Origin of the sequence: Micromonospora rosaria (assembly GCF_001567585.1) — a bacterium.
Taxonomy (GTDB): domain Bacteria; phylum Actinomycetota; class Actinomycetes; order Mycobacteriales; family Micromonosporaceae; genus Micromonospora; species Micromonospora rosaria.
The window spans coordinates 1-22,725 of the sequence record NZ_LRQV01000116.1 but is presented as its reverse complement, the minus strand read 5'-3'; the positions used below and the strand labels follow the sequence as shown (position 1 = coordinate 22,725).

Genomic DNA, 22,725 nt, shown 5'->3' with positions numbered 1-22,725 from the left:
CGGGGCGGGGGTGTGGGGGGCGCTGCTCCTGGAGGCCGCCCACGCCGCTGCCGGCTGTGGTGACGAGCGTGGTGTGGCGGACCTGCTCGATCAGGCTGCCGGGGTCGCCGAGTGGGTCGGCGACGGTGGCGACCAGCACCGGACCGGCTTCGGGTCGGCCGCTGTCGCGCTGGCCGAGGTCGTGACGGCGGCCGGGTTGGGTGACCCGGGGCGGGCGGTACGGCGGCACGAGCAGGTGACCGGGCAAGAGCCGTGGGGGCGGCTGCCGGCCGAGCACCGGGCGGCGTACCTGATGGACGTCACCCGGGCGTACCTCCAACTCGGTGACCTGGCCGGGGCGGGACGGACGCTGGTGGAGGCGGACCGGATCGCGGCGGCGGAGGTCCGGTGGCGACCGGCGGGACGCCGGGTGCTCGCCGAGGTGTACCGCGACGGACCGGCCCTGGCCGGGGTGGCCCGACTGGCGGCAGCGGCCGGGGTGGCGGCGGCCGGGATGGCGGCGGGGACAGCGACGGTCGGGGTGGCCCGGTGACCGGGCCGAGCCTCTCGCCGGCCCAGGTCCGCAACCGGCTGATCCTCTCCGCCCGCTGGATCCTCCGCGACCACCGTCCCGGCGCGGACGGCCGGTGCCCGATCTGCCGGGTGCCCGACTGCCACGCCGCCACCACCGCCCGCTCCGTCATCCACTCCCACTCCCCTGGAGTTGATCATGGAGTTGGCGTCGCCGAATCCGACGCTCGGCAACGGTAACTCCATGATCAACCCGGGGGCACCAGAGGGCGACACGCTGAGACGCGACTCGCCGGGGGCTCTTTACAACGAAAACCATTTCCAACAAGATGGAGGCGGCTGGGGAGACGGACGGGAGTCGTGATGGGTCATCTGCTGGTCGTGGAGAGTTGGGTGGGCGCGATGAGCGCCCTGTTGCCGAGAGCCATCCGGGAGGCCGGGCACCGGTTCACGTTCCTCACCCGGGACCTGCACCACTACCTGCGCGCCACCCCCGCCGGGACGATCCACCCCCTGCTGGCGGCGGAGAACGTGCTCACCACCGAGACCAACGACGTACCGGCGCTGCTGGCACACGCGGCCCGGCTGCACGACACGTTCGGCTTCGACGGGGTGCTCACCTCCTGCGACTACTACCTCGGCACGGTCGCCCGGCTCGCTGACCACCTCGGGCTGCCCGGCGCCGACCCGGCCGCCGTCGAGCGGGCGTACCGCAAGGACCTGGCCCGGGACGCGCTGCACCGGGCCGGGGTGCCCGGCCCGGCCTTCGCCGTCGCCGAGGGCTGGGCGGAGGCGGTCGCCGCCGCCGACCGGATCGGGTACCCGCTGGTCGTCAAGCCGGTCGACCTCTGCGCCGGGATGCACGTGCGGCGGGTCGACGACCGCGCCGGGCTGCGGGCCGCCGTGGACGCGCTCGCCGGGTTCCCGGTCAACGCCCGCCGGCAGGCCCGGGTGCCGCTGATCCTGCTGGAGGAGCTGCTCACCGGCCCGGAGGTGAGCGTCGAGACGGTCACCGTGGCCGGGGCGACCACCGTCGTCGGGGTGACCGGCAAGCGCCTCGCCGGGGCGCCCTGGTTCGTGGAGAGCGGCCACGACTTCCCCGCCGACCTGCCGCCGGCCACCGCCCGCGCCGCCGCCGACACCGCCGTCGCGGCGCTGGCCGCCGTCGGCCTGGACCACGGGGTGGCCCACACCGAGCTACGGCTGACCCCGGCCGGCCCCCGGGTGGTCGAGATCAACCCCCGGCCCGCCGGCAACCAGATCACCGAACTGGTCCGCCGGGTCACCGGCGTCGACCTGCCGATGGCGTACGCGCAGCTCGCGCTCGGCGAGCAGCCGGACCTCACCCCCACCGACACCGGGGTACGCAGCGCCGCCATCGCCTTCCTGCTGCCGCCCCGGGCCGGTACCGTCGCCGCGATCACCGGCACCGACCGGCTCGCCGCCGACCGGCGCGTGGTGGACCACGCGGTCAAGCCGGCCGGGCACCGCACCGACGACGCCAGCAGCAACAACAGCTACCTCGGGCACGTGACCACGGTGGACACCACCGGCGCCGGGGCGCTCGCCGCCGCCGAGGAGCTGGTGGCCGCCCTCGGCGTCCGGTACGCCGACGAGCTGGCCGGGGTGCCCGCGTGAGCGCCCCCACCAGCGTCGGGGCGTACCGGTCGGTGGCCGACCTGGTGGCGGCGGCGCTGGCCGGACGGCTCGGGCCGGACCCGGCGCGCTCGCGGGTCAGTGTCGGCTTCGTCACCCGGCAGGGCGCCCGGCACACCGGGCGGGGCCGGGCGTACCGCAACCACGTGCTGAGCCTGCGGGTCGGGGCGGCGGTCGGCTGCTGCGCCGTGGAGCCGGGCGAGCTGCCCGACGAGGTGGCGTACGACTGCGTCGGGATGAGCGTCGCCGAGCTGCTGGCCCACCCGCTCGCCCCGGTCCGGGTGGCCGCGCTGGACGCGTACCTGATGGCGGTCCGGCCGCACGCGGACGCCTGCCCCGACCCGGTGCTGGTGCCCGGCGGGTCGTCGCTGGCCAAGTCGACCGCGCGGGCCGCGGCCGTGCTGGCGCTGCTGCCGGCCGAGCCGGGCGCGACGGTGCTGGTGGTCGGAGTGGTCAACTCGCTGCTCGCCGGGCTGCGCGAGCGCGGGCTGCGCTACCTGCCCTGCGACCGGGCCGGCGGCGGCACCGAGTGGGGCGAGCCGTGCCGGCCCGACCCGACCCCGCTGCTCGCCGCCTGCGACGCGCTGCTGGTCTCCGGCATGACGCTGGGCAACGGGACCTTCGAGCCGCTGCTGGCGCACGCCCGGGACACCGGCAAACCGCTGGTCGCCTTCGCCCAGACCGGCAGCGCGGTGCTGCCCCGGTTCCTCGGGGCCGGGCTGACCGCCGTCTCGGCGGAGCCGTACCCGTTCTTCTGGCTCGACGGCGGGCCGAGCACGCTCTACCGGTACCGGGCGGCGGCATGAGCGCCCCGGACCTGCTCGCCCTGGTCGGCCGGACCCCGGTGACGTACGTGCAGGTGCCGCTGCCGTACCGGCACGGCGGGTTCTGGGCCAAGGTGGAGTACGCCAGCCCCGGCGGGATGAAGGCCCGCGCGGCGGTCGCCATGCTCACCGGGGCCCGTGCCCGGGGCGAGCTGCGCCCGGGTGCCCCGGTGGTCGAGTCGACCAGTGGCACCCTCGGCGTCGGGTTGGCGCTGGCCGGGCAGGCCCTCGGCCACCCCGTCCACCTGGTGGTGGACCGGGAGCTAGAGTCGTCGATGCGCGCCCTGCTGCGCGCGTACGGGGCCCGGCTGGAGATCGTCGAGCGTCCCGACCCGGTCGGCGGCTGGCAGCGGGCCCGGCTGGACCGGCTCGCCGCCGTCCGGGCCACGCTGCCGGGCGCGTGGTGGCCGGACCAGTACCACAACCCCGACAACGCGACCGGGTACGCCGGGCTCGCCGACGAGCTGGCCCGCCAGGTCGACGGGGTGGACGTGCTGGTGTGCAGCGTGGGCACCGGCGGGCACAGCGCCGGGGTGGCCCGCGCGCTGCGCCGGCACTGGCCCCGGCTGCGCCTGGTCGGGGTGGACACCGTCGGGTCGACCATCTTCGGCCAGCCCGCCCGGCCCCGGCTGATGCGCGGGCTGGGCAGCAGCATCCACCCGGGCAACGTGGACCACGCCGCCTTCGACGAGGTGCACTGGGTGGGGCCGGGCGAGGCGGTGGAGAGCTGCCGCCGGCTGGCCCAGTACGCCTTCGTCACCGGCGGCTGGAGCACCGGGGCGACGGCCCGGGTCGCCGCCTGGGTGGCGCGTACCGAGCCGGGGGCCCGGGTGCTGGCGGTCTTCCCCGACGGCCCGCACCGGTACCTCGACTCGATCTACGACGACGGCTGGTGCGCCCGGCACGGGCTGCTCGGCCCGACCCGGGGACATCCGGTGGAGATCCCGCACCCGTGGGCGGTCGAGGTGACCCGGTGGAGCCGCTGCCGGACCGTCCTCGCCCCGGCGGCGACCGGTGCCTGCACCCCGCCGGTCCCGGCCGGCACCGTCGTCCCGGGCCGGGCCGCGCGGGTGCCGGCATGAAGCTGCGGTGGCGGGGGTACCCGCTGGTGCTGCGCGAGCCGCTGCGCATCTCCCGGTCCACCATGGACCGGCGCGACGCCGTCCAGGTGAGCCTGGCGCACGCCGGGGTCACCGGGCACGGCGAGGTGGTGACCAGCCGGTTCCTCGGCCTGGACCGGACCCGGATCGACACCGAGCTGACCGGGCTGGTCGACCGGATCGCCGGGTACCCGGACCCGACGGCGCTCCGCGCCGACCTGCCGGCCCTCGCCACCGGCTTCCACCTCGGCGTCGTGGCCGCGCTCGACGCCGCCGTGCACGACCTGCTCGGTCGGCTCGCCGGGCAACCGGTGCACCGCCTGGTCGGAGCGCCGGAGCCGGGGGCGGTGCCGACCGCGTACACCGTCGGGTTGGTCGCCCCGGCGGCGGCGGGGGTGGCCGCCGGGCGGCTGGCCGCCGCCGGGTTCGGGGTGCTGAAGGTGAAGGCCGGCGACGACCACGACGTGGCCCGGGTCGCGGCGGTACGGGCCGCCGCGCCGGACGCCCGGCTGCTGCTCGACCCGAACGGCGGCTGGACGCCCGAGCAGGCCGTCCGGCGGCTCGACGCGCTGGCCCGGTACCGGGTGGAGATGGTCGAGCAGCCGGTACCGGCCGGTCGGGTGGACCGGCTGGCCTGGGTGGCCGCCCGCACCCCGGTGCCGGTGGTCGTCGACGAGGACGCGGCCACCGAGGCCGACCTGCCCCGGCTCGCCGGCGCGGTGGCCGGGGTGAACGTCAAGCTCGCGAAGTGCGGCGGGATCCGGGCCGCCACCCGGATCGTCGCCGCCGCCCGCGAGCACGGGTTGGCGGTCATGCTCGGCTGCCTGGTCACCAGTTCGCTCGGCATCGCCCCGGCGCTGCACCTCGCCGGGTACGCCCGCTGGGTCGACCTGGACGGGCACCTGCTGCTGGCCGACGACCCGTGGACCGGCCTCGGTGGCCACGACGGGACGTTGCACCTGACCGGTACCCCCGGTCTGGGCGTGACGCCCCGGCGGCGTTCTCCACACGTGACGCCCCGGCGACCCGAGGGGGCCGGCTGCGGCGATGCGGGGGTGGCCCGGTGACCGCGACCTGGCGGACGCTGCGCGGCTTCTCCCCGGCGATCCAACTGCTGGTGGTCAACCAGTTCGGCGTCAACGTCGGCTTCTACCTGCTGCTGCCCTTCCTCGCCGGGTACCTCGCCGACGACGTCGGGCTCTCCGCCGCGCTGATCGGGCTGATCCTCGGCGTACGCAACCTCAGCCAGCAGGGGCTGTTCCTGCTGGGCGGCACCGCCGCCGACCGGCTCGGCTCCCGTGGCGTGATCATCGCCGGCTGCGCGCTGCGGACCGTCGGGTTCGGGCTGTTCGCGGTCGGGGTGTCGCTGCCGGTGCTGCTCGCCGCCTCGGTGCTCTCCGGGCTGGCCGGGGCGCTGTTCAACCCGGCGGTCCGGACGTACCTGGCGCAGGCGGCCCCGGAGCGGCGGGCCGAGGCGTTCGCCCTGTTCAACGTCTTCGCCAGCGCCGGCTCCCTGGTCGGGCCGCTGCTCGGCGGGGCGCTGCTGCTCGTCGACTTCCGGGCCGCCGCGCTCGGCGCGGCCGGGATCTTCGCGCTGCTCACCGTCGCCCAGGTGCTGGTCCTGCCGGCGCAGCCGAGGGTGGCCAGCGGGCAGAGCGTCCTCGGCGACTGGCGGGAGTGCGCCACCGACCGCCGGTTCCTCGCCTTCACCCTCGCCCTGAGCGCCCTGTACGCCGCGCAGAACCAGCTCTACCTGGTACTGCCGGTGCACGCCGAGCGGGCCGCCGGGCACCCGGCGGCGGTCGCCGCGCTCTTCGTGGTCTCCACCGTCGCCACCCTGGCCTGGCAGGTGCCGGTCACCGCCTGGTTGCAGCGGCGGACGGCCCGGGGGCCGGCGATCGCGCTCGGGCTGGCCGTGCTGGGGGCCGGTTTCCTGCTGCCGCTGGTCACGCTGCCCGGCCCGGCTCCGCTCCGGCTGCTGCCGGTGCTCGGCGCGGCGCTGCTGCTCGCGGTCGGGGTGCTGGTCGCCCAGCCGTTCGTGCTGGAGCTGATCCCGGCGTTCGCCCGGGACGGGCTGACCGGCACCTACTTCGGACTGTTCTACCTGGTCTCCGGGGTGGTGGCGGCGGCCGGGACGGCGGCCGTCGGCCGGGCCATGGACGGCGGCGACGAGGCGGTACCGCCGGTCGCCTGGCTGCTCTGCGCCGGGCTGGGGCTGGCCTCGGCCGGGGCGGTGGCGCTGCTGCACCGGGCCGGCTGGCTCGACCCGAGGCCCGCGCCGGCCGTACCCGCCACCGCCGCCACCGCCGTCGCCGGGGAGGGCCGGTCGTGATCGAGGAAACCGGGCCGGTGGTCGACTCGGCGAACCTGCTCACCGACAACCCCGAGCTGTACGAGGCGCAGTTCCCCGACCCGGAACACCTCGCCGGCCGGTTCGTCGCCGACCTGGTCGAGCGGTACGCCCCACCGGCACCCGCCGGGCGGCGGCTGCTCGACGTGGGCTGCGGCACCGGCCGGGACGCCGGGTACCTGGCCGGGCTGGGCTGGGCGGTGACCGGGCTCGACATCTCGCCCCGGATGCTGGCGTACGCCCGGCAGCGGCACCCCGACGTGCGCTTCGTCGAGGCCGATCTGCGCGACTTCGCCCTGCCCGCCCGCTTCGACGTGGTGACCTGCCTGGACAGCGCCCTGCTGTACTGCCACGGCAACGCCGACCTGAACGCCTTCCTCGACCGTTGTCACGCCCACCTGCGGCCGGGCGGGCTGCTGGTCGCCGAGATGCGCAACGGCGCGTACTTCCTCGGTGGCGGGGGCGCGGAGCTGCTCGACGGGGTCCGGACCCGGACGGTGCGCTGGCGCGGCACCCCGTACACGTCGCACACCCTGTTGTGGCTCGACCACGCTGAGCAGTTGCTGCGACGGAGGCGGACGTGGACCTGGCCCGGCTGTCCCGACCCGCTGGTGCAGACCTCCGCGTGGCGGCTGCTCTTCCCGATGGAGCTGCGGCACCGGCTGGACACCGCCGGCTTCGACGTGCTCGCCCTCTTCGACACCCCCGGCCCGCGTACCGACCCGCCGTGGCGGGCGGACGCCGCCCTGGGCGGCGGGCTCACCGGGGACCGGCTGCACCTGGTCGCCCGCCGCCGCGCCGAGAACGTCCCGTGCTGACGGCACGGCCGAACCATCCGTGCCAGGAAAGGAACCACCCATGAACCCCTTCGTCCGTACGCCGACAGTGAGCCGGCGGGCGCTGCTCGGCGGCGCGGTCGCCCTCTCCACCGCCGCGCTGACCGGCTGCGGCGGCCGTTCAGGCGCACCCGCGCCGGGCCCCGGCTCGCCGCGCCGGGGCGGGCGGCTGCGCGCCGCCTTCGCCGGGGGCGGCGCCAACGAGACCCTCGACCCGCACCTGGCGAACCTCTTCAACGAGGCGTCCCGGGCCAAGGCGGTCTTCGACAAGCTCGCCGACTACGGCGGGGACGTCTCGATCGTGCCCCGGCTGGCCAGCGGCTGGGAGCCGAACGCCGACCTGACCCGGTGGCGGGTCACCCTGCGGGAGGCCACCTTCCACGACGGCAGCCCGGTCCGCGCCCGGGACGTGCTGTACAGCTACGCCCGGATCGCCGACCCGAAGCGGGCCTTCCGGGCGCGGGCCAGCCTGGCCCTGATCGACCTGCCCGCCAGCCGGGCGGTGACCGACCGGCAGGTCGAGTTCGCCCTGGTCCGGCCGTACGCCGAGTTCCCGAACCTGCTGGCCACCTTCGGCGCGTACGTGGTGCCGGAGGGGTCGGAGAACTTCGACCGGCCGATCGGCTCCGGCCCGTTCCGGTTCGACTCGTTCCAGCCGGGGCGCAGCCTGCTGCTCAGCCGCTACGACGACCACTGGGACGGCACGCCGTACCTCGACGAACTGGAGTACCTGACCGCCAACGAGGAGTCGGCCCGGATCAACGCGCTGCTCGGCGGTCAGGTGGAGTACGCGCACGACGTCACCCCGACCACCGCCCGCACGTACGAGCGGGACGACCGGGTGCGCGTCACCCGGATGCCGAACAGCACCATGCAGGGCTTCACCATGAAGGTCGACCGGCCGCCCTTCGACAACCGGGACCTGCGCGAGGCGATGTTCCTGCTCACCGACCGGCAGCAACTCGTCGACACGGTGCTCTCCGGCGCCGGGCAGATCGGCAACGACCTGTACGGCAAGGGGTACCAGTACTACGCCGACGACATCCCGCAGCGCACCCCCGACCTGGACCGGGCCCGCTTCCTGATCGACCGGGCCGGTGCCCGGGGGCTCACCGTCAAGCTGGACACCGCCGCCGTGGCCAGCGGTTTCGTCGAGGCGGCCAGCACCTTCGCCGAGCAGGCGAGCACGGTGGGGCTGACCGTGGTGCCGACCACCGGCAACAAGGACACCTACTGGAAGGACATCCTCGACGGCGGGGTGCTGGCCTGCTACCGCTCCGGCGCGATGCCGATCGAGACGCACATCTCCCAGCGGCTGCTGACCAACAGCACCACCAACGCCACCGGGTGGGCCCGCCCCGACTTCGACGCCCGCTACGTCCGCGCGATCTCCAGCGCCGACGAGGGCACCCGCCGGCAGGCGTACGGCCAGATGCAGCGGATGCTGCACGCCGAGGGCGGCTTCCTGATCTGGGGGTTCGCCGACTTCCTGGTCGCCAGCGCGCCGAGGGTCGGCGGGGTGGCCGCCGACGCCCCCGCCAACACGCTGGACTGGGCCCGCTTCGACAAGGTCTGGCTGGGTTGAGCCTGCCCCGGTACGCGACCGGGCGGCTGCTGCTCGGCCTGGGCCAGGTGGTCGGCGTCGCCACCCTGGTCTTCGTGCTGACCGAGGCGCTGCCCGGCGACGCCGCCGTGGTGATCGCCGGGGACCAGCCCGACCCGGAGCGGATCGCCGCCGTCCGGACCGCCCTGGAACTGGACCGCCCGGCCTGGCAGCGGTACCTGGACTGGCTGGCCGACCTGCTCCGGGGCGACCTGGGCGTCTCGCTGGTCTCCGGCCGCCCGGTCGCCGACGTGCTCACCGCCAACGCCGGCCCCACCGTGCTGCTCGCCGTGCTCACCCTGCTGCTGCTCGTCCCGCTCGCGGTCGGGGTGGGGATGCTCGCCGCCCGCCGCGAGGGCGGCCGGCTGGACCGGGCGCTGTCGGCCACCGTGGTGGGCCTGTACGCGATCCCCGAGTTCGCCCTGGCGGTCCTGCTGGTCGCCCTCTTCGGGGTGCACCTCGGCTGGTTCCCGCCGACCGCCGTCGGCACCGGTGGGAACCTGCTGGCCCAGCCGGCCGTCCTGGTGCTGCCGCTGGTGGTGCTGCTGGCCCGGCCGGTCTGCTCGCTCAGCCGGCTCACCCGGGCCGGGATGATCGAGGCGGCCGGCTCGGCGTACGTGGCGCACGCCCGGCGGCTCGGCGTGCCGGGGCACCGGCTCTGGCTGGGCCACGCGCTGCCCAACGCCCTCGCCCCGGTGGTGCAGCAGCTCGCCCGCACCACCGACTGGCTGCTCGGCGGGGTGATCGTGGTGGAGGCGGTCTTCGTCGTCCCCGGCCTGGGCACCGCCCTGGTCGACGCGGTCACCGCCCGGGACGTCCCCACCATCCAGGGCCTCTGCGTGCTGGTCGCCGTGGTCACCGTCACCGTGAATCTCGCCGCCGACCTGGTGGCGTTCCGGCTCGCGCCGGCTGCCCCGGTGGCCCGGTGAGCGCGGCACGCGGGCGGGGCCGGGCGGCCACCGGTGGCCCGGTGAGCGCGGCGCGCGGCCGGCGGCGGGCGGTCGCCGGCACGCTGCTGCTCGCCGTACCGCTGCTGGTCGCCCTGGTCGGGCCGGTGCTCGCCGGTGACCCGGCGCAGCGCGGCCGGCCGTTCACCGCCGACGGTCCCCTCGGGACGGACTTCGTCGGCCGGGACGTGCTGGATCAGCTCCTGCTCGGAGGGCGCTCCGTGGTCGGGGTGGCGGTCGCCGCCACCGCCCTGGCGTACCTGCTCGGTGTGCCCCTGGGGTGGTGGTCCGCGACGACCCGGCGGCGTTGGCTGGACGAGCTGCTGATGCGCCCGCTGGACCTGCCGCTCGCGGTACCGGCGCTGCTGCTGTTGATCCTGCTCTCCGCGACCGCGCCGCGCGGGCCGGTGACCCTGGTGCTGATCGTCGCCCTGATCGGCCTGCCCGAGGTGGCCCGGATCAGCCGGGCCGCCGCGCTGCCGCTGGCCCACGGGCCGGCGATGGAGGCGATGCGGCTGTACCGGGAGAGCTGGTGGCGCCGCGCCGTCGGGTACGTCGGTCGCGGGGTCCGGCGGGTGCTGCTGGCCGACGCCGGAGTGCGCTTCATCGGCGCGCTGTACCTGGTCGCCACCGCCAGCTTCCTCGGCATCGGGGTGGCCCCGGACGCCGCCGACTGGGCGGTGATGGTGGACCGCAACCGGGCCGGCCTGGCCCTGCAACCGTGGGCGGTGGTGGCGCCCGCGCTCCTCGTCGTCGCCCTCGCCGTCGGCGTCAACCTCCTCACCGACGAGCTGGTAAGGAAGGGCCCCTTGTTAACGCATACGGTAGAGAAGGGTCCCCTTCTCACCACCGCATCCGACGGCGAGGTGGGGCGGTGAGCGGGGTGCTGCTGCGGGTCGCCGCGCTGCGCGCCGAGGCCGGTGGCCGGCGGCTCGTCGACGACGTCTCGTTCACCCTGGCCGCCGGGCGGGTGCTCGCCCTGGTCGGGATGTCCGGCAGCGGCAAGACCACGATCGGCCGGGCGCTGCTCGGCGAGGCCGGGCCGGGGGTCCGGCTGACCGGCCGCGTCGAGGTCGCCGGCCGCCCGGTCGACCCGGCGCACCCGCCACCGGCGGGCACGGTCGGGTACGTCCCCCAGCAGCCCTCGGCGGTGCTCAACCCGGTCCGCCGCGTCGGTACCGTGCTGCACGAGATCGCCCGCCGGCACCTGCCGCCCGGCGGTACGTGGCGCGAGCGCCGGGACCGGCCGCGTCGGGCGGTACGCGAGGCCCTGCGCCGGGTGGCCCTCCCCACCGACCGGGACCTGCTGCGCCGCTTCCCGCACCAACTCTCCGGCGGCCAGCAGCAGCGGCTCGTCGTCGCGCACGCCCTGCTGGCCGGGGCCCACCTGCTCGTCGCCGACGAGCCCACCACCGGCCAGGACAACCTCACCCGCCGGGACGTGGCGGCCGAACTGTCCGCGCTGGCCGGGGCCGGGATGGCCGTGCTGCTGCTCAGCCACGACCTGCACCTGGTCCGGGCGGTCGCCGACGAGATGCTGGTCCTGCACCGGGGGCGACGGGTCGAGGCCGGGCCGACCGCCGAGGTCTTCGCCGCGCCCCGCCACGAGTGGACCCGCCGGCTGCTCGCCGCACCGCCCGCCGACGCCCGCCCCGGCACCGCGTCGTGCCTGACCGAAGACCGGCCCGGCACCCCGTCACGCCTGGCCCACGACCGGCCCGGCACCCCGTCACGCCTGGCCCACGACCGGCACACCGCCCCGTCGCGCCTAGCCCACGAACGGCCCGGTACCCCACCGTGCCTGACCGACGACCGGCCCGGAACGCCGGAGCGACCGTCGCTGCTCGCGGTCGCCGACCTGGTCGCCGAGCACACCGGGGGCGGGCGGCGGCGGACGGTCTTGACGGGGGTGGGCCTGACCCTCGCCGCCGGGGAGTGCCTCGCCCTGGTCGGCCGCTCCGGCAGCGGCAAGACCACCCTGGCCCGGTGCGTCGCCGGCCTGCACCGGCCGCGCGCCGGCACCGTCCGGCTGGCCGGCCGGCCGCTCGCCACCACCCTGGACCGGCGGGACCGCGCCGACCTGGCCGCCGTGCAGTACGTCTTCCAGGACGCGCGGGCCAGCTTCGACCCCGGGCGGCCGGTCCTCGACCAGGTGGCCCGCCCGGCGGTACGGCTGGGTGGCCGGTCGGTCGGCGCGGCCCGCGAGGCGGCCCGCGCCGTGCTGGACCGGGTGGGGCTGGCCGGGCACCTGGTGACCCGCGACCCGGGCCGGCTCTCCGGCGGGGAACTGCACCGGGCCGCCCTGGCCCGCGCCCTGCTCGCCGGACCCCGGGTGCTGATCTGCGACGAGATCACCGCCGGCCTGGACGCCGTCACCCGGGACCGGATCCTGACCCTCGTCGACGAGCTGCGCCGGGCGGACGGCCTCGCCCTCCTGGTGATCAGCCACGACCGGGAGGTGGTCGCCCGGCTCGCCGACCGGGTGGCCGTTTTGCACGACGGCCGGGTCGTCGAGGACGGCCCGGCCGCCACCATGCTCACCGCGGCCCGCCACTCGTTGAGCCGATCGTTGCTGCACGACGCCGCGCAGGGGGCCCGGCAGCCGCACCCGCACGGCGACGTCTCGCCGACCCCCGCCACCGCCCGGCGACCTGCCCCCGACCAGCACCGCCGCACACCGATGTGCGGCCCGACCAGCACAGGAAAGAGTCAGCTCGAATGATCAGCACCACCGCCGGTGGGTACCGCGTCCAGCTCGCCGGGCGGCACCATCTCGACGGCGCGCGCAGCGTCATGCTGGACACCTTCTACCACGTCTTCGGCTACGGGTACCGGCCCGAATGGCACTTCGACGTGATCGACCTCGACGGCACGTACCTGCGGCCGGAGCGGCACGCGCTCTTCGTCGCGACCCTCGACGAGCAGGTGGTGGGTACCACCGCCGTCCGGGCCGCCGGCCCGAAGTCCCCGCCGCACCCGGGGTTCCTCGCCGAGCGGTACCCGGACGCCACCACCGCCCAGCTCTTCCGGGTGTACGTGCACCCGGGGCACCGGCGGCGTGGACTGGCCCGTGCCCTGGTGGACCTGGCCGTCGCGTTCGTCGCCGGGCAGCCCGGGTACCGGCGGCTGTACCTGCACACCGACACCGGGGTACCGGGCGCGGAGTCGTTCTGGCGGTCGGTCGCCGTCCCGGTCCACGACGCCCGCGACGACACCTGTCGGACGGTGCACTTCGAGATCCCGCTGCCGGGGCGCACCCCGGCCGTACCGGCGCTGGCCGGCCGGGCTCCCGGCCGGTCCTGAACGCGCGGCGGGGTGACCCCGGCGTACGGGGCCACCCCGGTCGGCAACGCTCAGGCCGACGGGCCGAAGGGTGCCAGGCCGAAGGGTGCCAGGCCGAAGGGTGCCAGGCCGAAGGGTGCCAGGCCGAAAGGGGACGGGCCGAAGGCCAACGGAACGGCTCAGGTTGCCGGGCCGAAGGGTGTCGGGCTCAGGTCGACGCGTCGGCGAGCAGGAGGTCGACCTGCCCCAGGGCTTCCCGGAGGCCCTCCGCCGCCCCCATAGCGAGGATCTGGTCGAGGTGGTCGGTGCTGGCGAAGTGGCTGACCAGTGTCATCCGGGTACCGGTGTCGGTCGCCTCCAGGGTGACGACGGCGTGGGTCGGCACGTCGGTGGGCAGCGGCTCGCCGTCCTCGCCGGCGAAGCCGTCGTCGAACTCCAGCCGGTGCGGCGGGTCGATCGCGGTGATCGTCCACCAGCCGCGCGCCTTCTCCCCGTCCGGCCCGGTCATGTGGTAGCGGACCTGGCCGCCGGCCTCGAACTCGTACCGGTCGACGGTGGCCGGCCAGGTCGGCGGCCCCCACCACCGCTCCACCTGGCGTGGGTCCTGCCAGATCCGCCAGACGCGGTCGACGCTGGCGGGGAACTCCGAGACGACCGTCAGCGTCAACGCCTGGTCGTCGCGGTGGGTACTCACCACAGGCATGGGAATGTCACCTCTCTGGGTCTTCGGCGAGAATCTGGTCGATGGCGTGGACGCGGTCCCGCCAGATCCGCTCGTACGCGTCGAGCAGGCGGGCCGCGCGGCGCAGCGCCGCCGGGTTCCCGTGCACCACCTGCTCCCTTCCGCGCCTCTCCTTGGTAACGAGGGCGGCTCGTTCCAGCACCGCCACGTGTTTCTGCACGGCGGCGAAGCTCATCGGGTAGTGCCGCGCGAGGGTGGAGACCGACTGCCCGTGGCGCAGCACCCGGGTGACGATGTCGCGGCGCGTGGCGTCGGCGAGGGCGTGGAAGATCCTGTCGACCGCCGCGCCGCCCGCCTCATCTACAACCATGTGGTTGCACGTTAGCGACCGCGCCGACGTGGCGCAACCAGGTCACGGACCCCCCTGGCCGAGAGGGGACAGGAAGAACTTCGCCAGCCCTGGACAGCCGACGACGGTGTAACTACCTTCGCATCCATGACTCCTTACGAACTGGATGCTCGCGCCTGGCAGGAGAGCTGGGACCGGCAGCAGGAGGCGTACCTGCCGGACCGCGAGCACCGGCTCACCGCCCTGCTCGACGCGGTCGAGGCCGTGGTCGACTCCCCCACCCCGCTCCTGCTCGACCTGGCCGGTGGCACCGGCTCCATCAGCCTGCGTGCGCTGGAGCGCTTCCCGCAGGCCCGCCCCACCCTGGTCGACCTCGACCCGGTGCTGCTCGGCCTCGCCGAGGCGTCCCTGGCCGACCGGGTCACCATCGTCACCGCCGACCTGCTCGACCCGGCCTGGTCGACGACGCTGCCGCACACCGGGTACGACGCGGTGTTCACCGCCACCGCCCTGCACTGGCTCCCCGCCGACCGGCTCACCACGCTGTACGCCGAGGTCCGCGAGATCCTGCGCCCCGGCGGCCTCTTCGTCAACGCCGACCACATGCCCGACGACGGGCTGCCCGGCCTCAGCGACAAGCTCACCGCCCGGGCCACCGCCCGCCGGGACGCCCGGTACCGGGCCGGCGCGGTGCTCTCCTGGGAGAACTGGTGGGCGCACGCCGCCGCCGACCCGACCCTCGGCCCGCTGGTCGAGAAGCGCCGGCAGGTCTACCCGAGCGGGCACAGCCAGGACTTTCTGCCGCCGGTCGGCTGGCACCTGGACGCCCTGCGGGCCGCCGGCTTCAGCGAGGTCGGCACGATCTGGCGGGGCGGCACGGACGCCGCCGTGGCAGCCGTCCGCTGACCGCCCCGGCCGGCACCGCACCGGCGAGCACCGCACCGGCCGGCACCGTACCGGCCCCCGGTCAGCTTCCGGTCGGGATCGGGTCGTCGTACTGGCCGGACGGGCCGGTGAAGTGCCGGCCGGAGACCTGCGGCCAGGCGTTGGGGCGGCAGCCGTGCAGCCCCAACGTCTGCTGCTGCATCACCGGCGCCGGCCCGCCCCGGCGGGGACACAACTCGTGCCCCCGGCCGAGCCGGTGCCCCACCTCGTGGTTCACCAGGTACTGCCGGTAGGTCTCCAGGTCACCGTCGAAGTGCGGCACCCCGTCGACCCAGCGGGCCACGTTGAGCACCACCCGGTCACCGCTGCGGCAGGAGGTGTACCGGTCGGTGAGGTCGTTGCAGAGCCGGCTGCGGGTGACCGGCGTGGCCAGGTGCACGGTGAAGTCGGCGGCGGTGTCCGGGCCGACCCGCTGCAACCGCCACCGCCCCTGCGCCGTCCAGCCCCGCTCGTCGGCGAGGATCGCGGCGACCTCCCGGCCGAACCGTTCCGCGTCGAGGTTCTCGATGCCCACCTCGACCACGACCCGGTAGCGCAGCAACCGGCCGTCGCGCCCGGCGACCGCGCCGGTGGTCCTGGCGGTGACGAACCGGCCCGCGCCCCGCTGCGGGTAGCTGATCGCCGGGTCGGGGGGCGGAACCGACGGCGTGGGCTCGACCCGGACCGGCGCCACCGGCTCCGACGGCGGCGGGGGCGCCGCCGCCCGGACCGGGCTCCCGGTGGCGATCCCGTCGACCAGCAGCGCGTCGAAACCGCCGGTGCCCGCCGTCCACACCCCACCGGCCACCAGGGCGAACGCGGCCACCACCGCCACCGGCAACGCCCCGAGCCGCTGCCGCCCCGGCCGCCGGTGCGACCGGGGCAGGCCGGTGACCCGCTCCCGCGCCCGGGGCAGACCCGTCCCCTGCTGACGACCGCCGCCCACCATCACGTCCCGCCTCCGTCGACGCCCCACACCAGGGACACGGGCGCGGGGCGGAAAAGGTTGAGCCGCCCGGACGTGTCTTTCCCGGCCGGCACCGGACAGTACCGCCCCACCGGCCGGCGCGGCGTCGGCGGGCTCCCCACGTTCGTCCTCAGTGGACGGCAACCGGTCGGGTCAGCCGTACGTCTCCCGGAGCAGGTCCCACACCCGCTCGACGGCGGTCATGTCGACCGGATTGAACCGGTTCCTGGTGACCGCCACGCTGATCCCGGTCGCCCGGTCGGCCCAGGCCGCGCTGCCACCCCTCCCGACCATCCCGAACACCCCCCGCTCGACCAGCACGTGCGCCACGGTCGACGTCACGGCCTTCCCGGTGCACGCGGACCGGAACAGGGTGTCCCTGGTGACCGGCCGGCCGGTGGCCGGGTCGGCGACCCCGGCGACGGCGTCCACCAGCAGCTCGCCGTACCGGTAGACGGCGACCTGGAGGCCGTCCTCGGCACCGGTGGCGACCAGCGCGTCGAGCAGCGCCCGTACCCGCTCCTGAGCACCCCTGGTCCTGTTCTCCCGCCCTGCTCGTCCCGCCCCGGCGGCGCGGCCCAGAAAAATTTCCGGGCGGGTCGGTAGGGTCCGCGACCTCGGCTCCGACCCACCATCGAGAGCGCCACCGCACCGGGGCGCGGGAACGGGCGCTGCCACGCGGCGAACAGGGAGCAGAGATGCGGTACATGTTGTTGATCTGGAACCGGCCGGGCTTCGCGGAGGAGCTGTCCGAGCGGGAACGCACCGACCTCTTCGGCGAGGTCGACGCGCTGATGGCCGAGCTGACCGAGTCCGGCGAGCTGGTCGGGGGCGCGGCGCTGGCCGACCCGTCCACCGCCCGCACGGTCCGCCGGCACGGCGACCGGCCGGAGGTCACCGACGGGCCGTTCCTGGAGAGCAAGGAACAGTTCGCCGGGTACGTCACCGTCGACTGCGACACCCCGGAGCGGGCCGCCGAGATCGCCGCCCGCTGGCCCGACGTGCGCTGGGGCTTCGGCGCGCTGGAGGTACGGGCGCTGATGGACGAGGGCGGCTCGGCGCAGTGACCGGGCTGGACCGGGACGCCCAGGAGCTGTTGCGCGACCTGGCGCCGCAGGTGCTGGGCATCCTCGTCCGGCGACACGGGCAGTTCGACGCATGCGAGGACGCGGTGCAGGAGGCCCTGCTCGCCGCCGCCGTGCAGTGGCCGGGCCAGGGGGTGCCGGAGCATCCCCGGTCCTGGCTGCTGACCGTGGCGTCGCGCCGGTTGACCGACGAGTGGCGCAGCGAGCGGGCCCGCCGGGACCGCGAGGTCGCGGTGGCGGTCCGCCGACCCGGGTACGCCACCGTCGCCCCCGCCGCCGACGACGAGTCGGCGGCGACCGCCCGGGACGACACGCTCCGGCTGCTCTTCCTCTGCTGCCACCCGGCGCTGGCCCGGTCCGCCCAGGTCGCGCTGACCCTGAGGGCGGTGGGCGGGCTGACCACGGGGCAGATCGCCCACGCCTTCCTGGTCACCGAGGCGACCATGAGCCAGCGGATCCGCCGGGCCAAGCAGCGGGTGGAGGCCGCCGGGGCCCGGTTCGTGATGCCCACCGGCGCGGAGTGGACCACGCGGCTCGGCGCGGTACGGCAGGTGCTGTACCTGGTCTTCAACGAGGGGTACACCGCCTCCGGCGGCGCCGACCTGCACCGCGCCGAGCTGACCGGGGAGGCGATCCGGCTGACCCGGGCCCTGCACCGCCTGCTGCCCGACGACGGGGAGGTGGCCGGCCTGCTCGCGCTGATGCTGCTCACCGACGCGCACCGGGCCGTCCGGACCGGGCCGGCGGGCGAGTTGGTCCCCCTCGCCGAGCAGGACCGCAGCCGGTGGGACCGGGCCGCCATCGCCGAGGGGACGAGGCTGGTCACCGAGGCGTTGACCTGGTCACCGCCGGGTCCGTACCAGATCCAGGCGGCCATCGCCGCAGTGCACGCCGAGGCGGCGGAGGCGGCGGAGACCGACTGGCCGCAGATCGTCGCGCTGTACCGGCTGCTGTCCCACCTCGCCCCGAACCCGATGGTCACCCTGAACCAGGCGGCGGCGGTGGCGATGGTGGACGGGCCGCGCGCCGGGTTGGCCCTGCTGGAGCCGCTGCGCCACGACGACCGTACCGCCGGGCACCACCGCCTGGCTGCGGTCCGCGCCCACCTGCTGGAGCTGGCCGGCGACTCGGCCGGGGCCCGGACCGAGTACCTGCGCGCCGCGCGGCTGACCACCAGCCGGCCGGAGCAGCGCTACCTGGAGGTCCGGGCCGCCCGACTGGCGCCCGACCGATGCGAACGGACCCCGAGGGGAGTCGAACACCCATGAGCAAGGTGATCTGTCAGCTGTCCATCTCGCTGGACGGCTTCGTGGCCGGCCCGGACCAGAGCCGCACCCACCCGCTCGGGCGGGGTGGCGAGCAGTTGCACACCTGGGCACACCGCCTGGAGAACTGGCGCTCCCGGCAGGGCCTCACCGGCGGGGTCCGCACCGTCTCGGCCGACGTGCTCGACGACGTCACCGAGGGCGTCGGGGCGTACGTGATGGGGCGGCGGATGTTCGGCGACGGACCCGGGCCGTGGGACGAGAGCTGGACCGGCTGGTGGGGCGAGGACCCGCCGTTCCGCGCCCCGGTGTACGTGCTCAGCCACCACCCCCGCGCGCCGCTGCCGATGCGGGGCGGTACCGAGTTCCGGTTCGTCACCGACGGCATCGACTCGGCGCTGCGCCAGGCGCGGGAGGCCGCCGGGGACCGGGACGTGGCGGTCGCCGGTGGGGCCGAGACCGCGCGGCAGTACCTCGCGGCGGCTCTGCTCGACGAGCTGCACCTGCACCTCGTGCCGGTGCTGCTCGGGGCCGGCGAACGCCTCCTCGTCAACGTCGGCAGGCCCGCGCTGGAGCAGGACCGGGTGGTCGTCGGCGACCAGGTCACCCACCTGCGGTACCGGTTCCCGCGCTGACCCGTCCGCACACACGTCGGGCCGGCGTGCGCCGGCCCGACGTGGCGGATGGTACGGACGCTCAGCTCTTGAAGGCGTCCTTGATCTTCTCGCCGGCCTGCTTGAGCTTGGCACCGGCCTGGTCGTTGCGGCCCTCGGCCTCCAGTCGCTCGTTGTCGGTGGCCCGACCGGCCCCCTCCTTGAGCTTGCCCGAGGCGTTCTGTCCGGCGTTCTCCATCTTGTCGTCGAAGCCCATCGGAAAAACCTCCTACCGTCTGCCGGCGATCGTTTGCTACTTCTGACTTACCCCCCGCCGCCGCCGCAAACCCTGGTCAGCGCAACGAACAGCGAAAACGGCGGGCTCAGCCGGCGGCGGTGAAGCCGCGCAGGCGCAGGCTGTTGGCGACGACGAAGACCGACGAGAAGGCCATCGCGGCTCCGGCGATCATCGGGTTCAGCAGACCGGCGGCGGCCAGCGGCAGGGCCGCCACGTTGTAGGCGAAGGCCCAGAACAGGTTCCCCTTGATGATCCGCAGGGTCCGCCGGGCCAGCCGGATCGCGTCCGGGGCGGCGGCCAGGTCGCCCCGGACCAGGGTCAGGTCGCTGGCCTCGATCGCCACGTCGGTGCCGGTGCCCATGGCCAGCCCCAGGTCGGCCCGGGCGAGCGCGGCGGCGTCGTTGACGCCGTCCCCGACCATCGCCACCACCCGGCCCTCGCCCTGGAGGCGCTGGACCACGTCGACCTTGTCGGCCGGCAGCACCTCGGCGATCACCTCGTCGATGCCGACCTCGGCGGCGACCGCGCGGGCCACGGTGGCGTTGTCCCCGGTGAGCAGGACCGGCTCCAGGCCGAGCGCCCGCAGCCGCGCCACGGCGGCCCGGCTGGTGGGCCGGACCGCGTCGGCCACCACCAGGACGCCCCGGGCCCGACCGTCCCAGGCGGCCAGCACCGCCGTCCGCCCGTCGGCCTCCGCGCCGGTCGCCGCCCGCGCCACCTCCTCGGGTACGTCGACGCCCCGGTCCCGCAGCAGCCGGGGCCGGCCGACCAGCACGGCCCGACCGTCGAGGGTCCCGGTCACGCCGAGCCCTTCGACGTTGGCGAAGCCGGTGACCGCCGGCAGCGAACCGGCCTCGGTCGCGGCGGCGGCGATCGCGCGGGCGATCGGGTGCTCGGAGGCGGCCTCCAGCGCACCGGCCAGCCGGAGCAGTTCGGCGGCGTCCTGGCCGGCGGCGGGCAGCACGTCGACCAGGGTCATCTTCCCGGTGGTGACGGTGCCGGTCTTGTCCAGCAGCACCGTGTCCACCTGCCGGGTCGACTCCAGCACCTCCGGCCCCTTGATCAGGATGCCGAGCTGGGCGCCCCGGCCGGTGCCGACCAGCAGGGCCGTCGGGGTGGCCAGGCCGAGCGCGCACGGGCAGGCGATGATCAGTACGGCCACCGCGGCGGTGAAGGCCGCCGCCGGCCCGGCACCGGCACCGAGCCACCAGCCGAGGGTGCCGGCGGCGAGCGCGATCACGATCGGTACGAAGACCCCGGAGATCCGGTCGGCGAGCCGCTGCACGGCGGCCTTGCCGCTCTGGGCCTGCTCGACCAGCCGGGCCATCTGGGCGAGCTGGGTGTCGGCGCCGATCCGGGTGGCGGTGACCACCAGCCGGCCGCCCGCGTTGACGGTGGCCCCGACCACCGGGTCGCCCGGCCCCACCTCCACCGGCACCGACTCGCCGGTGAGCAGGCTCGCGTCCACGGCGGAGGTGCCCTCGTCGATCACCCCGTCGGTGGCGATCTTCTCGCCGGGGCGGACCACGAACCGGTCCCCGACGGCGAGCTGGTCGACCGGTACCCGGGTCTCCACCCCGTCCCGCAGCACCGCGACGTCCCGGGCGCCCAGCTCCAGCAGGGCGCGCAGGGCCGCCCCGGCGTTCCGCTTCGACCGGGCCTCGAAGTACCGCCCGGCGAGGATGAAGGCGGTGACCCCGGCCGCCGTCTCCAGGTAGATGTTGCCGGCCCCGTCGGTCCGGCTGATGGCCAGACTGAACGGGTGGGTCATCCCCGGCTCCCCGGCGGTGCCGAGGAAGAGCGCCCAGAGCGACCAGCCGAACGCGGCCAGGGTGCCGAGCGAGATCAGGGTGTCCATGGTCGCCGCGCCGTGCCGCAGGTTGATCCAGGCGGCCCGGTGGAACGACAGCCCGCCGTAGACCACCACCGGGGCGGCCAGGGTCAGCGACAGCCACTGCCAGTAGGTGAACTGCCAGGCCGGGACCATCGCCAGCAGGATCACCGGGACGCTGAGCGCCACCGAGACCCACAACCGGGTACGCAGCGCGCGGAACTCGTCCACCGGCTCGGCGGACTCCGGCGCGTCGGCCGGGGCGGGCGGGGGCGGGACCACGGCGGTGTAGCCGGTCTTCTCCACGGTGGCGATCAGGTCGGCCGGGCCGATCCCGTCGGGGTAGTCGACCGTGGCCTTCTCGGTGGCGTAGTTGACCGAGGCGGTCACCCCGTCCATCCGGTTCAGCTTCTTCTCGATCCGGGCGGCACAGGAGGCGCAGGTCATCCCACCGATGGCCAGTTCGATCCGGTTCGGTGCCGTCTGCCGGGGCTGGTTGGTGGTCGTCATCGCCGCTCCTGTCAATTGTGCCCGTGACCAGGGGCGCCGTGCCCCGCCTCGGGGCTGGCCGGGCCGGTCGCGGTCGGGCCGGTCGTCGGGCCGGCGGTCGGGGTACCGGCGACGACGGTGAACTCCGCCGTACGGACCACGCCGCCGTGCCGGAAGTCGAGATGGAGCCGGTACGTCCCCACCGACGGGACCTCGGCCTGGAAACCGACCGCGGGGCCGGCGGCGGTCCGGCCGCCGCCGGGCGAGCCGTCCGGGTGCACGTGCAGGAACGCCAGGTCGCCCTGGCGCAGCGCCACCAGGTGACCGTACGCCCCCAGGTACGGCTCCAGGTCGTCGACGGGCGCCCCGCCCCGCTGGACGGTCAGCGTCAGCCGGGAGGTACGGCCGGGGTGCAGGTCCCCGTCGAGCGTGACGGTGTACCCGTCGACCGTGGTGGTACGGGCCGGCGCCGGCAGCGGCCGGGGCTCGACCGCCCCGGGGACGGTCACGTCGACCCCGAGGGTCAGCGGGTCGGCCCCGGTGGGGACGAAGTCGGCGAAGACCCGCCAGGTGCCGGGGCCGTCCAGCGGGGTGGCGGTCCGCCAGGTGCCGTCCGCCGACATCTCCGGATGCACGTGCCGGAAGCCGGAGAGGTCCCGCCGGACCACGATCAGGTGCATCGGCTTCTCGTGGGTGACGTCGTACCCGGTGACCGGACGCCCGTCGGGCCCGGTGATCCGGAACGCGAAGTCACCGGCCGCAGCCTCGACCGGGGCGAGCGTGTAGCCCCGGTCGGAGACCAGCAACCCGGCCGGCAGCGATCCCGGGGCCGGACCGGTCCCGCCGTCGGCCTGGTCACGGCCGTTCCCGGTGCCGGTCCCGGGGCTGGCGCTGGTCTCCGGGCCGGTGCCGTGGTCGGCGTCGGTGCCGTGACCGCTCCCGGTGACCGGGCGGACCGGGCCGACCACCTGGCCGACCCCGTAGGCCGCACCGAACACCGTCACGACGGCGAGGGCGAACCCGGTCAGCTTCGTCGCCGTGTTCATGGGCTGTCCTTCCTCGTGCTGCCCGGATGGCGCGTGCATCCGGTCCCGACTGGGGGGCGGTGGCGTCGCGGCGGCCCGGGGGGGGGGG

General features: G+C 75.7%; 23 protein-coding genes and 1 pseudogene. 17 read left to right on the top strand and 7 right to left on the bottom strand.

Annotated elements, in window-relative coordinates:
• The 13 genes and pseudogenes from AWW66_RS34600 to AWW66_RS24500 form a co-directional block, all read left to right on the top strand.
• Positions 1-532, top strand: a pseudogene (locus AWW66_RS34600) (helix-turn-helix domain-containing protein); the annotation flags it as partial.
• Entirely contained in the window at positions 529-750 is a 222-nt protein-coding gene (locus AWW66_RS33965; protein WP_157527836.1) for a hypothetical protein, read from the top strand. The pseudogene AWW66_RS34600 and the gene AWW66_RS33965, both read left to right, overlap by 4 nt.
• Positions 751-873: 123 nt before the next feature.
• Complete coding sequence (locus tag AWW66_RS24550) at positions 874-2,148, top strand: ATP-grasp domain-containing protein (protein WP_067370953.1); 1,275 nt, start codon at positions 874-876, stop codon at positions 2,146-2,148.
• Positions 2,145-2,972 carry a Rossmann-like domain-containing protein gene (locus tag AWW66_RS24545; RefSeq protein ID WP_067370951.1) on the top strand — a complete coding sequence of 276 codons (828 nt, stop codon included), beginning with the start codon at positions 2,145-2,147 and terminating at the stop codon, positions 2,970-2,972. The genes AWW66_RS24550 and AWW66_RS24545 overlap by 4 nt, the downstream gene beginning before the upstream one ends.
• Positions 2,969-4,072 carry a PLP-dependent cysteine synthase family protein gene (locus AWW66_RS24540; protein WP_083978877.1) on the top strand — a complete coding sequence of 368 codons (1,104 nt, stop codon included), beginning with the start codon at positions 2,969-2,971 and terminating at the stop codon, positions 4,070-4,072. The genes AWW66_RS24545 and AWW66_RS24540 overlap by 4 nt, the downstream gene beginning before the upstream one ends.
• Positions 4,069-5,157, top strand: a complete 1,089-nt coding sequence (locus AWW66_RS24535; protein ID WP_083978891.1) for an enolase C-terminal domain-like protein — start codon at positions 4,069-4,071, stop codon at positions 5,155-5,157. The genes AWW66_RS24540 and AWW66_RS24535 overlap by 4 nt, the downstream gene beginning before the upstream one ends.
• Positions 5,154-6,422: an MFS transporter gene (locus AWW66_RS24530; RefSeq protein ID WP_067370947.1), complete on the top strand. Its 1,269-nt coding sequence runs from the start codon at positions 5,154-5,156 to the stop codon at positions 6,420-6,422. The genes AWW66_RS24535 and AWW66_RS24530 overlap by 4 nt, the downstream gene beginning before the upstream one ends.
• On the top strand, positions 6,419-7,258 hold the full coding sequence (locus AWW66_RS24525) for a class I SAM-dependent methyltransferase (protein WP_083978875.1): 840 nt from the start codon (positions 6,419-6,421) through the stop codon (positions 7,256-7,258). Before AWW66_RS24530 ends, AWW66_RS24525 begins: the two co-directional genes overlap by 4 nt.
• A gap of 40 nt (positions 7,259-7,298) precedes the next feature.
• Positions 7,299-8,861: an ABC transporter substrate-binding protein gene (locus AWW66_RS24520; RefSeq protein ID WP_067370945.1), complete on the top strand. Its 1,563-nt coding sequence runs from the start codon at positions 7,299-7,301 to the stop codon at positions 8,859-8,861.
• Entirely contained in the window at positions 8,858-9,808 is a 951-nt protein-coding gene (locus AWW66_RS24515) for an ABC transporter permease (protein WP_157527833.1), read from the top strand. The genes AWW66_RS24520 and AWW66_RS24515 overlap by 4 nt, the downstream gene beginning before the upstream one ends.
• Positions 9,805-10,704 carry an ABC transporter permease gene (locus tag AWW66_RS24510; protein ID WP_245648468.1) on the top strand — a complete coding sequence of 300 codons (900 nt, stop codon included), beginning with the start codon at positions 9,805-9,807 and terminating at the stop codon, positions 10,702-10,704. The genes AWW66_RS24515 and AWW66_RS24510 overlap by 4 nt, the downstream gene beginning before the upstream one ends.
• On the top strand, positions 10,701-12,548 hold the full coding sequence (locus AWW66_RS24505; protein ID WP_067370943.1) for an ABC transporter ATP-binding protein: 1,848 nt from the start codon (positions 10,701-10,703) through the stop codon (positions 12,546-12,548). The genes AWW66_RS24510 and AWW66_RS24505 overlap by 4 nt, the downstream gene beginning before the upstream one ends.
• A complete protein-coding gene (locus AWW66_RS24500) occupies positions 12,545-13,129 on the top strand; it encodes a GNAT family N-acetyltransferase (RefSeq protein WP_067370941.1) in 585 nt (194 codons plus the stop codon). The genes AWW66_RS24505 and AWW66_RS24500 overlap by 4 nt, the downstream gene beginning before the upstream one ends.
• Before the next feature lie 187 nt (positions 13,130-13,316).
• Here the strand turns inward: AWW66_RS24500 and AWW66_RS24495 are convergent, their stop codons facing one another.
• Both AWW66_RS24495 and AWW66_RS24490 read right to left on the bottom strand, forming a co-directional pair.
• On the bottom strand, positions 13,317-13,811 hold the full coding sequence (locus tag AWW66_RS24495) for an SRPBCC family protein (protein ID WP_067370939.1): 495 nt from the start codon (positions 13,809-13,811) through the stop codon (positions 13,317-13,319).
• Positions 13,812-13,818: 7 nt separating this feature from the next.
• Complete coding sequence (locus tag AWW66_RS24490) at positions 13,819-14,160, bottom strand: ArsR/SmtB family transcription factor (protein ID WP_067370937.1); 342 nt, start codon at positions 14,158-14,160, stop codon at positions 13,819-13,821.
• A 126-nt stretch (positions 14,161-14,286) separates the two neighbouring features.
• On the opposite strand from AWW66_RS24490, the gene AWW66_RS24485 reads away from it, so the two are divergent.
• Positions 14,287-15,045 (top strand): class I SAM-dependent methyltransferase, encoded by a 759-nt coding sequence (locus tag AWW66_RS24485; RefSeq protein ID WP_067370935.1) that lies wholly within the window; start codon positions 14,287-14,289, stop codon positions 15,043-15,045.
• 61 nt (positions 15,046-15,106) lie between these two features.
• On the opposite strand, the gene AWW66_RS24480 is transcribed toward AWW66_RS24485, so the two are convergent.
• Together AWW66_RS24480 and AWW66_RS24475 are read right to left on the bottom strand one after the other, a co-directional pair.
• Positions 15,107-16,012, bottom strand: coding sequence for a DUF3152 domain-containing protein (locus AWW66_RS24480; protein WP_083978883.1), 906 nt, complete (start codon positions 16,010-16,012; stop codon positions 15,107-15,109).
• Positions 16,013-16,183: 171 nt separating this feature from the next.
• On the bottom strand, positions 16,184-16,708 hold the full coding sequence (locus AWW66_RS24475; protein WP_211272085.1) for a serine hydrolase: 525 nt from the start codon (positions 16,706-16,708) through the stop codon (positions 16,184-16,186).
• Positions 16,709-16,728: 20 nt separating this feature from the next.
• Between AWW66_RS24475 and AWW66_RS24470 the strand changes: the two genes are divergently transcribed.
• The 3 genes from AWW66_RS24470 to AWW66_RS24460 are packed head-to-tail and all read left to right on the top strand — an operon-like array spanning position 16,729 to position 19,015.
• Positions 16,729-17,097 carry a YciI family protein gene (locus AWW66_RS24470; protein ID WP_067370931.1) on the top strand — a complete coding sequence of 123 codons (369 nt, stop codon included), beginning with the start codon at positions 16,729-16,731 and terminating at the stop codon, positions 17,095-17,097.
• Positions 17,094-18,383: an RNA polymerase sigma factor gene (locus AWW66_RS24465; RefSeq protein ID WP_083978873.1), complete on the top strand. Its 1,290-nt coding sequence runs from the start codon at positions 17,094-17,096 to the stop codon at positions 18,381-18,383. The genes AWW66_RS24470 and AWW66_RS24465 overlap by 4 nt, the downstream gene beginning before the upstream one ends.
• The gene (locus AWW66_RS24460) at positions 18,380-19,015 is read left to right on the top strand and encodes a dihydrofolate reductase family protein (RefSeq protein WP_067370929.1); all 636 of its coding nucleotides are present in this window, start codon (positions 18,380-18,382) and stop codon (positions 19,013-19,015) included. Before AWW66_RS24465 ends, AWW66_RS24460 begins: the two co-directional genes overlap by 4 nt.
• A 61-nt stretch (positions 19,016-19,076) precedes the next feature.
• On the opposite strand, the gene AWW66_RS24455 is transcribed toward AWW66_RS24460, so the two are convergent.
• The 3 genes from AWW66_RS24455 to AWW66_RS24445 all read right to left on the bottom strand — a co-directional run bounded on the left by AWW66_RS24455 (position 19,077) and on the right by AWW66_RS24445 (position 22,637).
• Positions 19,077-19,250, bottom strand: a complete 174-nt coding sequence (locus AWW66_RS24455; protein ID WP_067370927.1) for a CsbD family protein — start codon at positions 19,248-19,250, stop codon at positions 19,077-19,079.
• Positions 19,251-19,356: 106 nt separating this feature from the next.
• Positions 19,357-21,612 carry a heavy metal translocating P-type ATPase gene (locus tag AWW66_RS24450; RefSeq protein ID WP_067370926.1) on the bottom strand — a complete coding sequence of 752 codons (2,256 nt, stop codon included), beginning with the start codon at positions 21,610-21,612 and terminating at the stop codon, positions 19,357-19,359.
• Between the two features lie 11 nt (positions 21,613-21,623).
• Complete coding sequence (locus AWW66_RS24445) at positions 21,624-22,637, bottom strand: hypothetical protein (protein WP_067370924.1); 1,014 nt, start codon at positions 22,635-22,637, stop codon at positions 21,624-21,626.
• Positions 22,638-22,725 lie beyond the last annotated feature (88 nt).

Excerpts from the sequence above, each read along its gene's own strand:
- AWW66_RS24450 (WP_067370926.1), bottom strand. The coding sequence starts at position 21,612 with ATGACGACCACCAACCAGCCCCGGCAGACGGCACCGAACCGGATCGAA.
- AWW66_RS24490 (WP_067370937.1), bottom strand. The coding sequence starts at position 14,160 with ATGGTTGTAGATGAGGCGGGCGGCGCGGCGGTCGACAGGATCTTCCAC.
- AWW66_RS24520 (WP_067370945.1), top strand. The coding sequence starts at position 7,299 with ATGAACCCCTTCGTCCGTACGCCGACAGTGAGCCGGCGGGCGCTGCTC.
- AWW66_RS24460 (WP_067370929.1), top strand. The coding sequence starts at position 18,380 with ATGAGCAAGGTGATCTGTCAGCTGTCCATCTCGCTGGACGGCTTCGTG.
- AWW66_RS24455 (WP_067370927.1), bottom strand. The coding sequence starts at position 19,250 with ATGGGCTTCGACGACAAGATGGAGAACGCCGGACAGAACGCCTCGGGC.
- AWW66_RS24470 (WP_067370931.1), top strand. The coding sequence starts at position 16,729 with ATGCGGTACATGTTGTTGATCTGGAACCGGCCGGGCTTCGCGGAGGAG.
- AWW66_RS24480 (WP_083978883.1), bottom strand. The coding sequence starts at position 16,012 with ATGGTGGGCGGCGGTCGTCAGCAGGGGACGGGTCTGCCCCGGGCGCGG.
- AWW66_RS24495 (WP_067370939.1), bottom strand. The coding sequence starts at position 13,811 with ATGCCTGTGGTGAGTACCCACCGCGACGACCAGGCGTTGACGCTGACG.
- AWW66_RS24535 (WP_083978891.1), top strand. The coding sequence starts at position 4,069 with ATGAAGCTGCGGTGGCGGGGGTACCCGCTGGTGCTGCGCGAGCCGCTG.
- AWW66_RS24540 (WP_083978877.1), top strand. The coding sequence starts at position 2,969 with ATGAGCGCCCCGGACCTGCTCGCCCTGGTCGGCCGGACCCCGGTGACG.
- AWW66_RS24485 (WP_067370935.1), top strand. The coding sequence starts at position 14,287 with ATGACTCCTTACGAACTGGATGCTCGCGCCTGGCAGGAGAGCTGGGAC.
- AWW66_RS24500 (WP_067370941.1), top strand. The coding sequence starts at position 12,545 with ATGATCAGCACCACCGCCGGTGGGTACCGCGTCCAGCTCGCCGGGCGG.
- AWW66_RS24550 (WP_067370953.1), top strand. The coding sequence starts at position 874 with ATGGGTCATCTGCTGGTCGTGGAGAGTTGGGTGGGCGCGATGAGCGCC.
- AWW66_RS24445 (WP_067370924.1), bottom strand. The coding sequence starts at position 22,637 with ATGAACACGGCGACGAAGCTGACCGGGTTCGCCCTCGCCGTCGTGACG.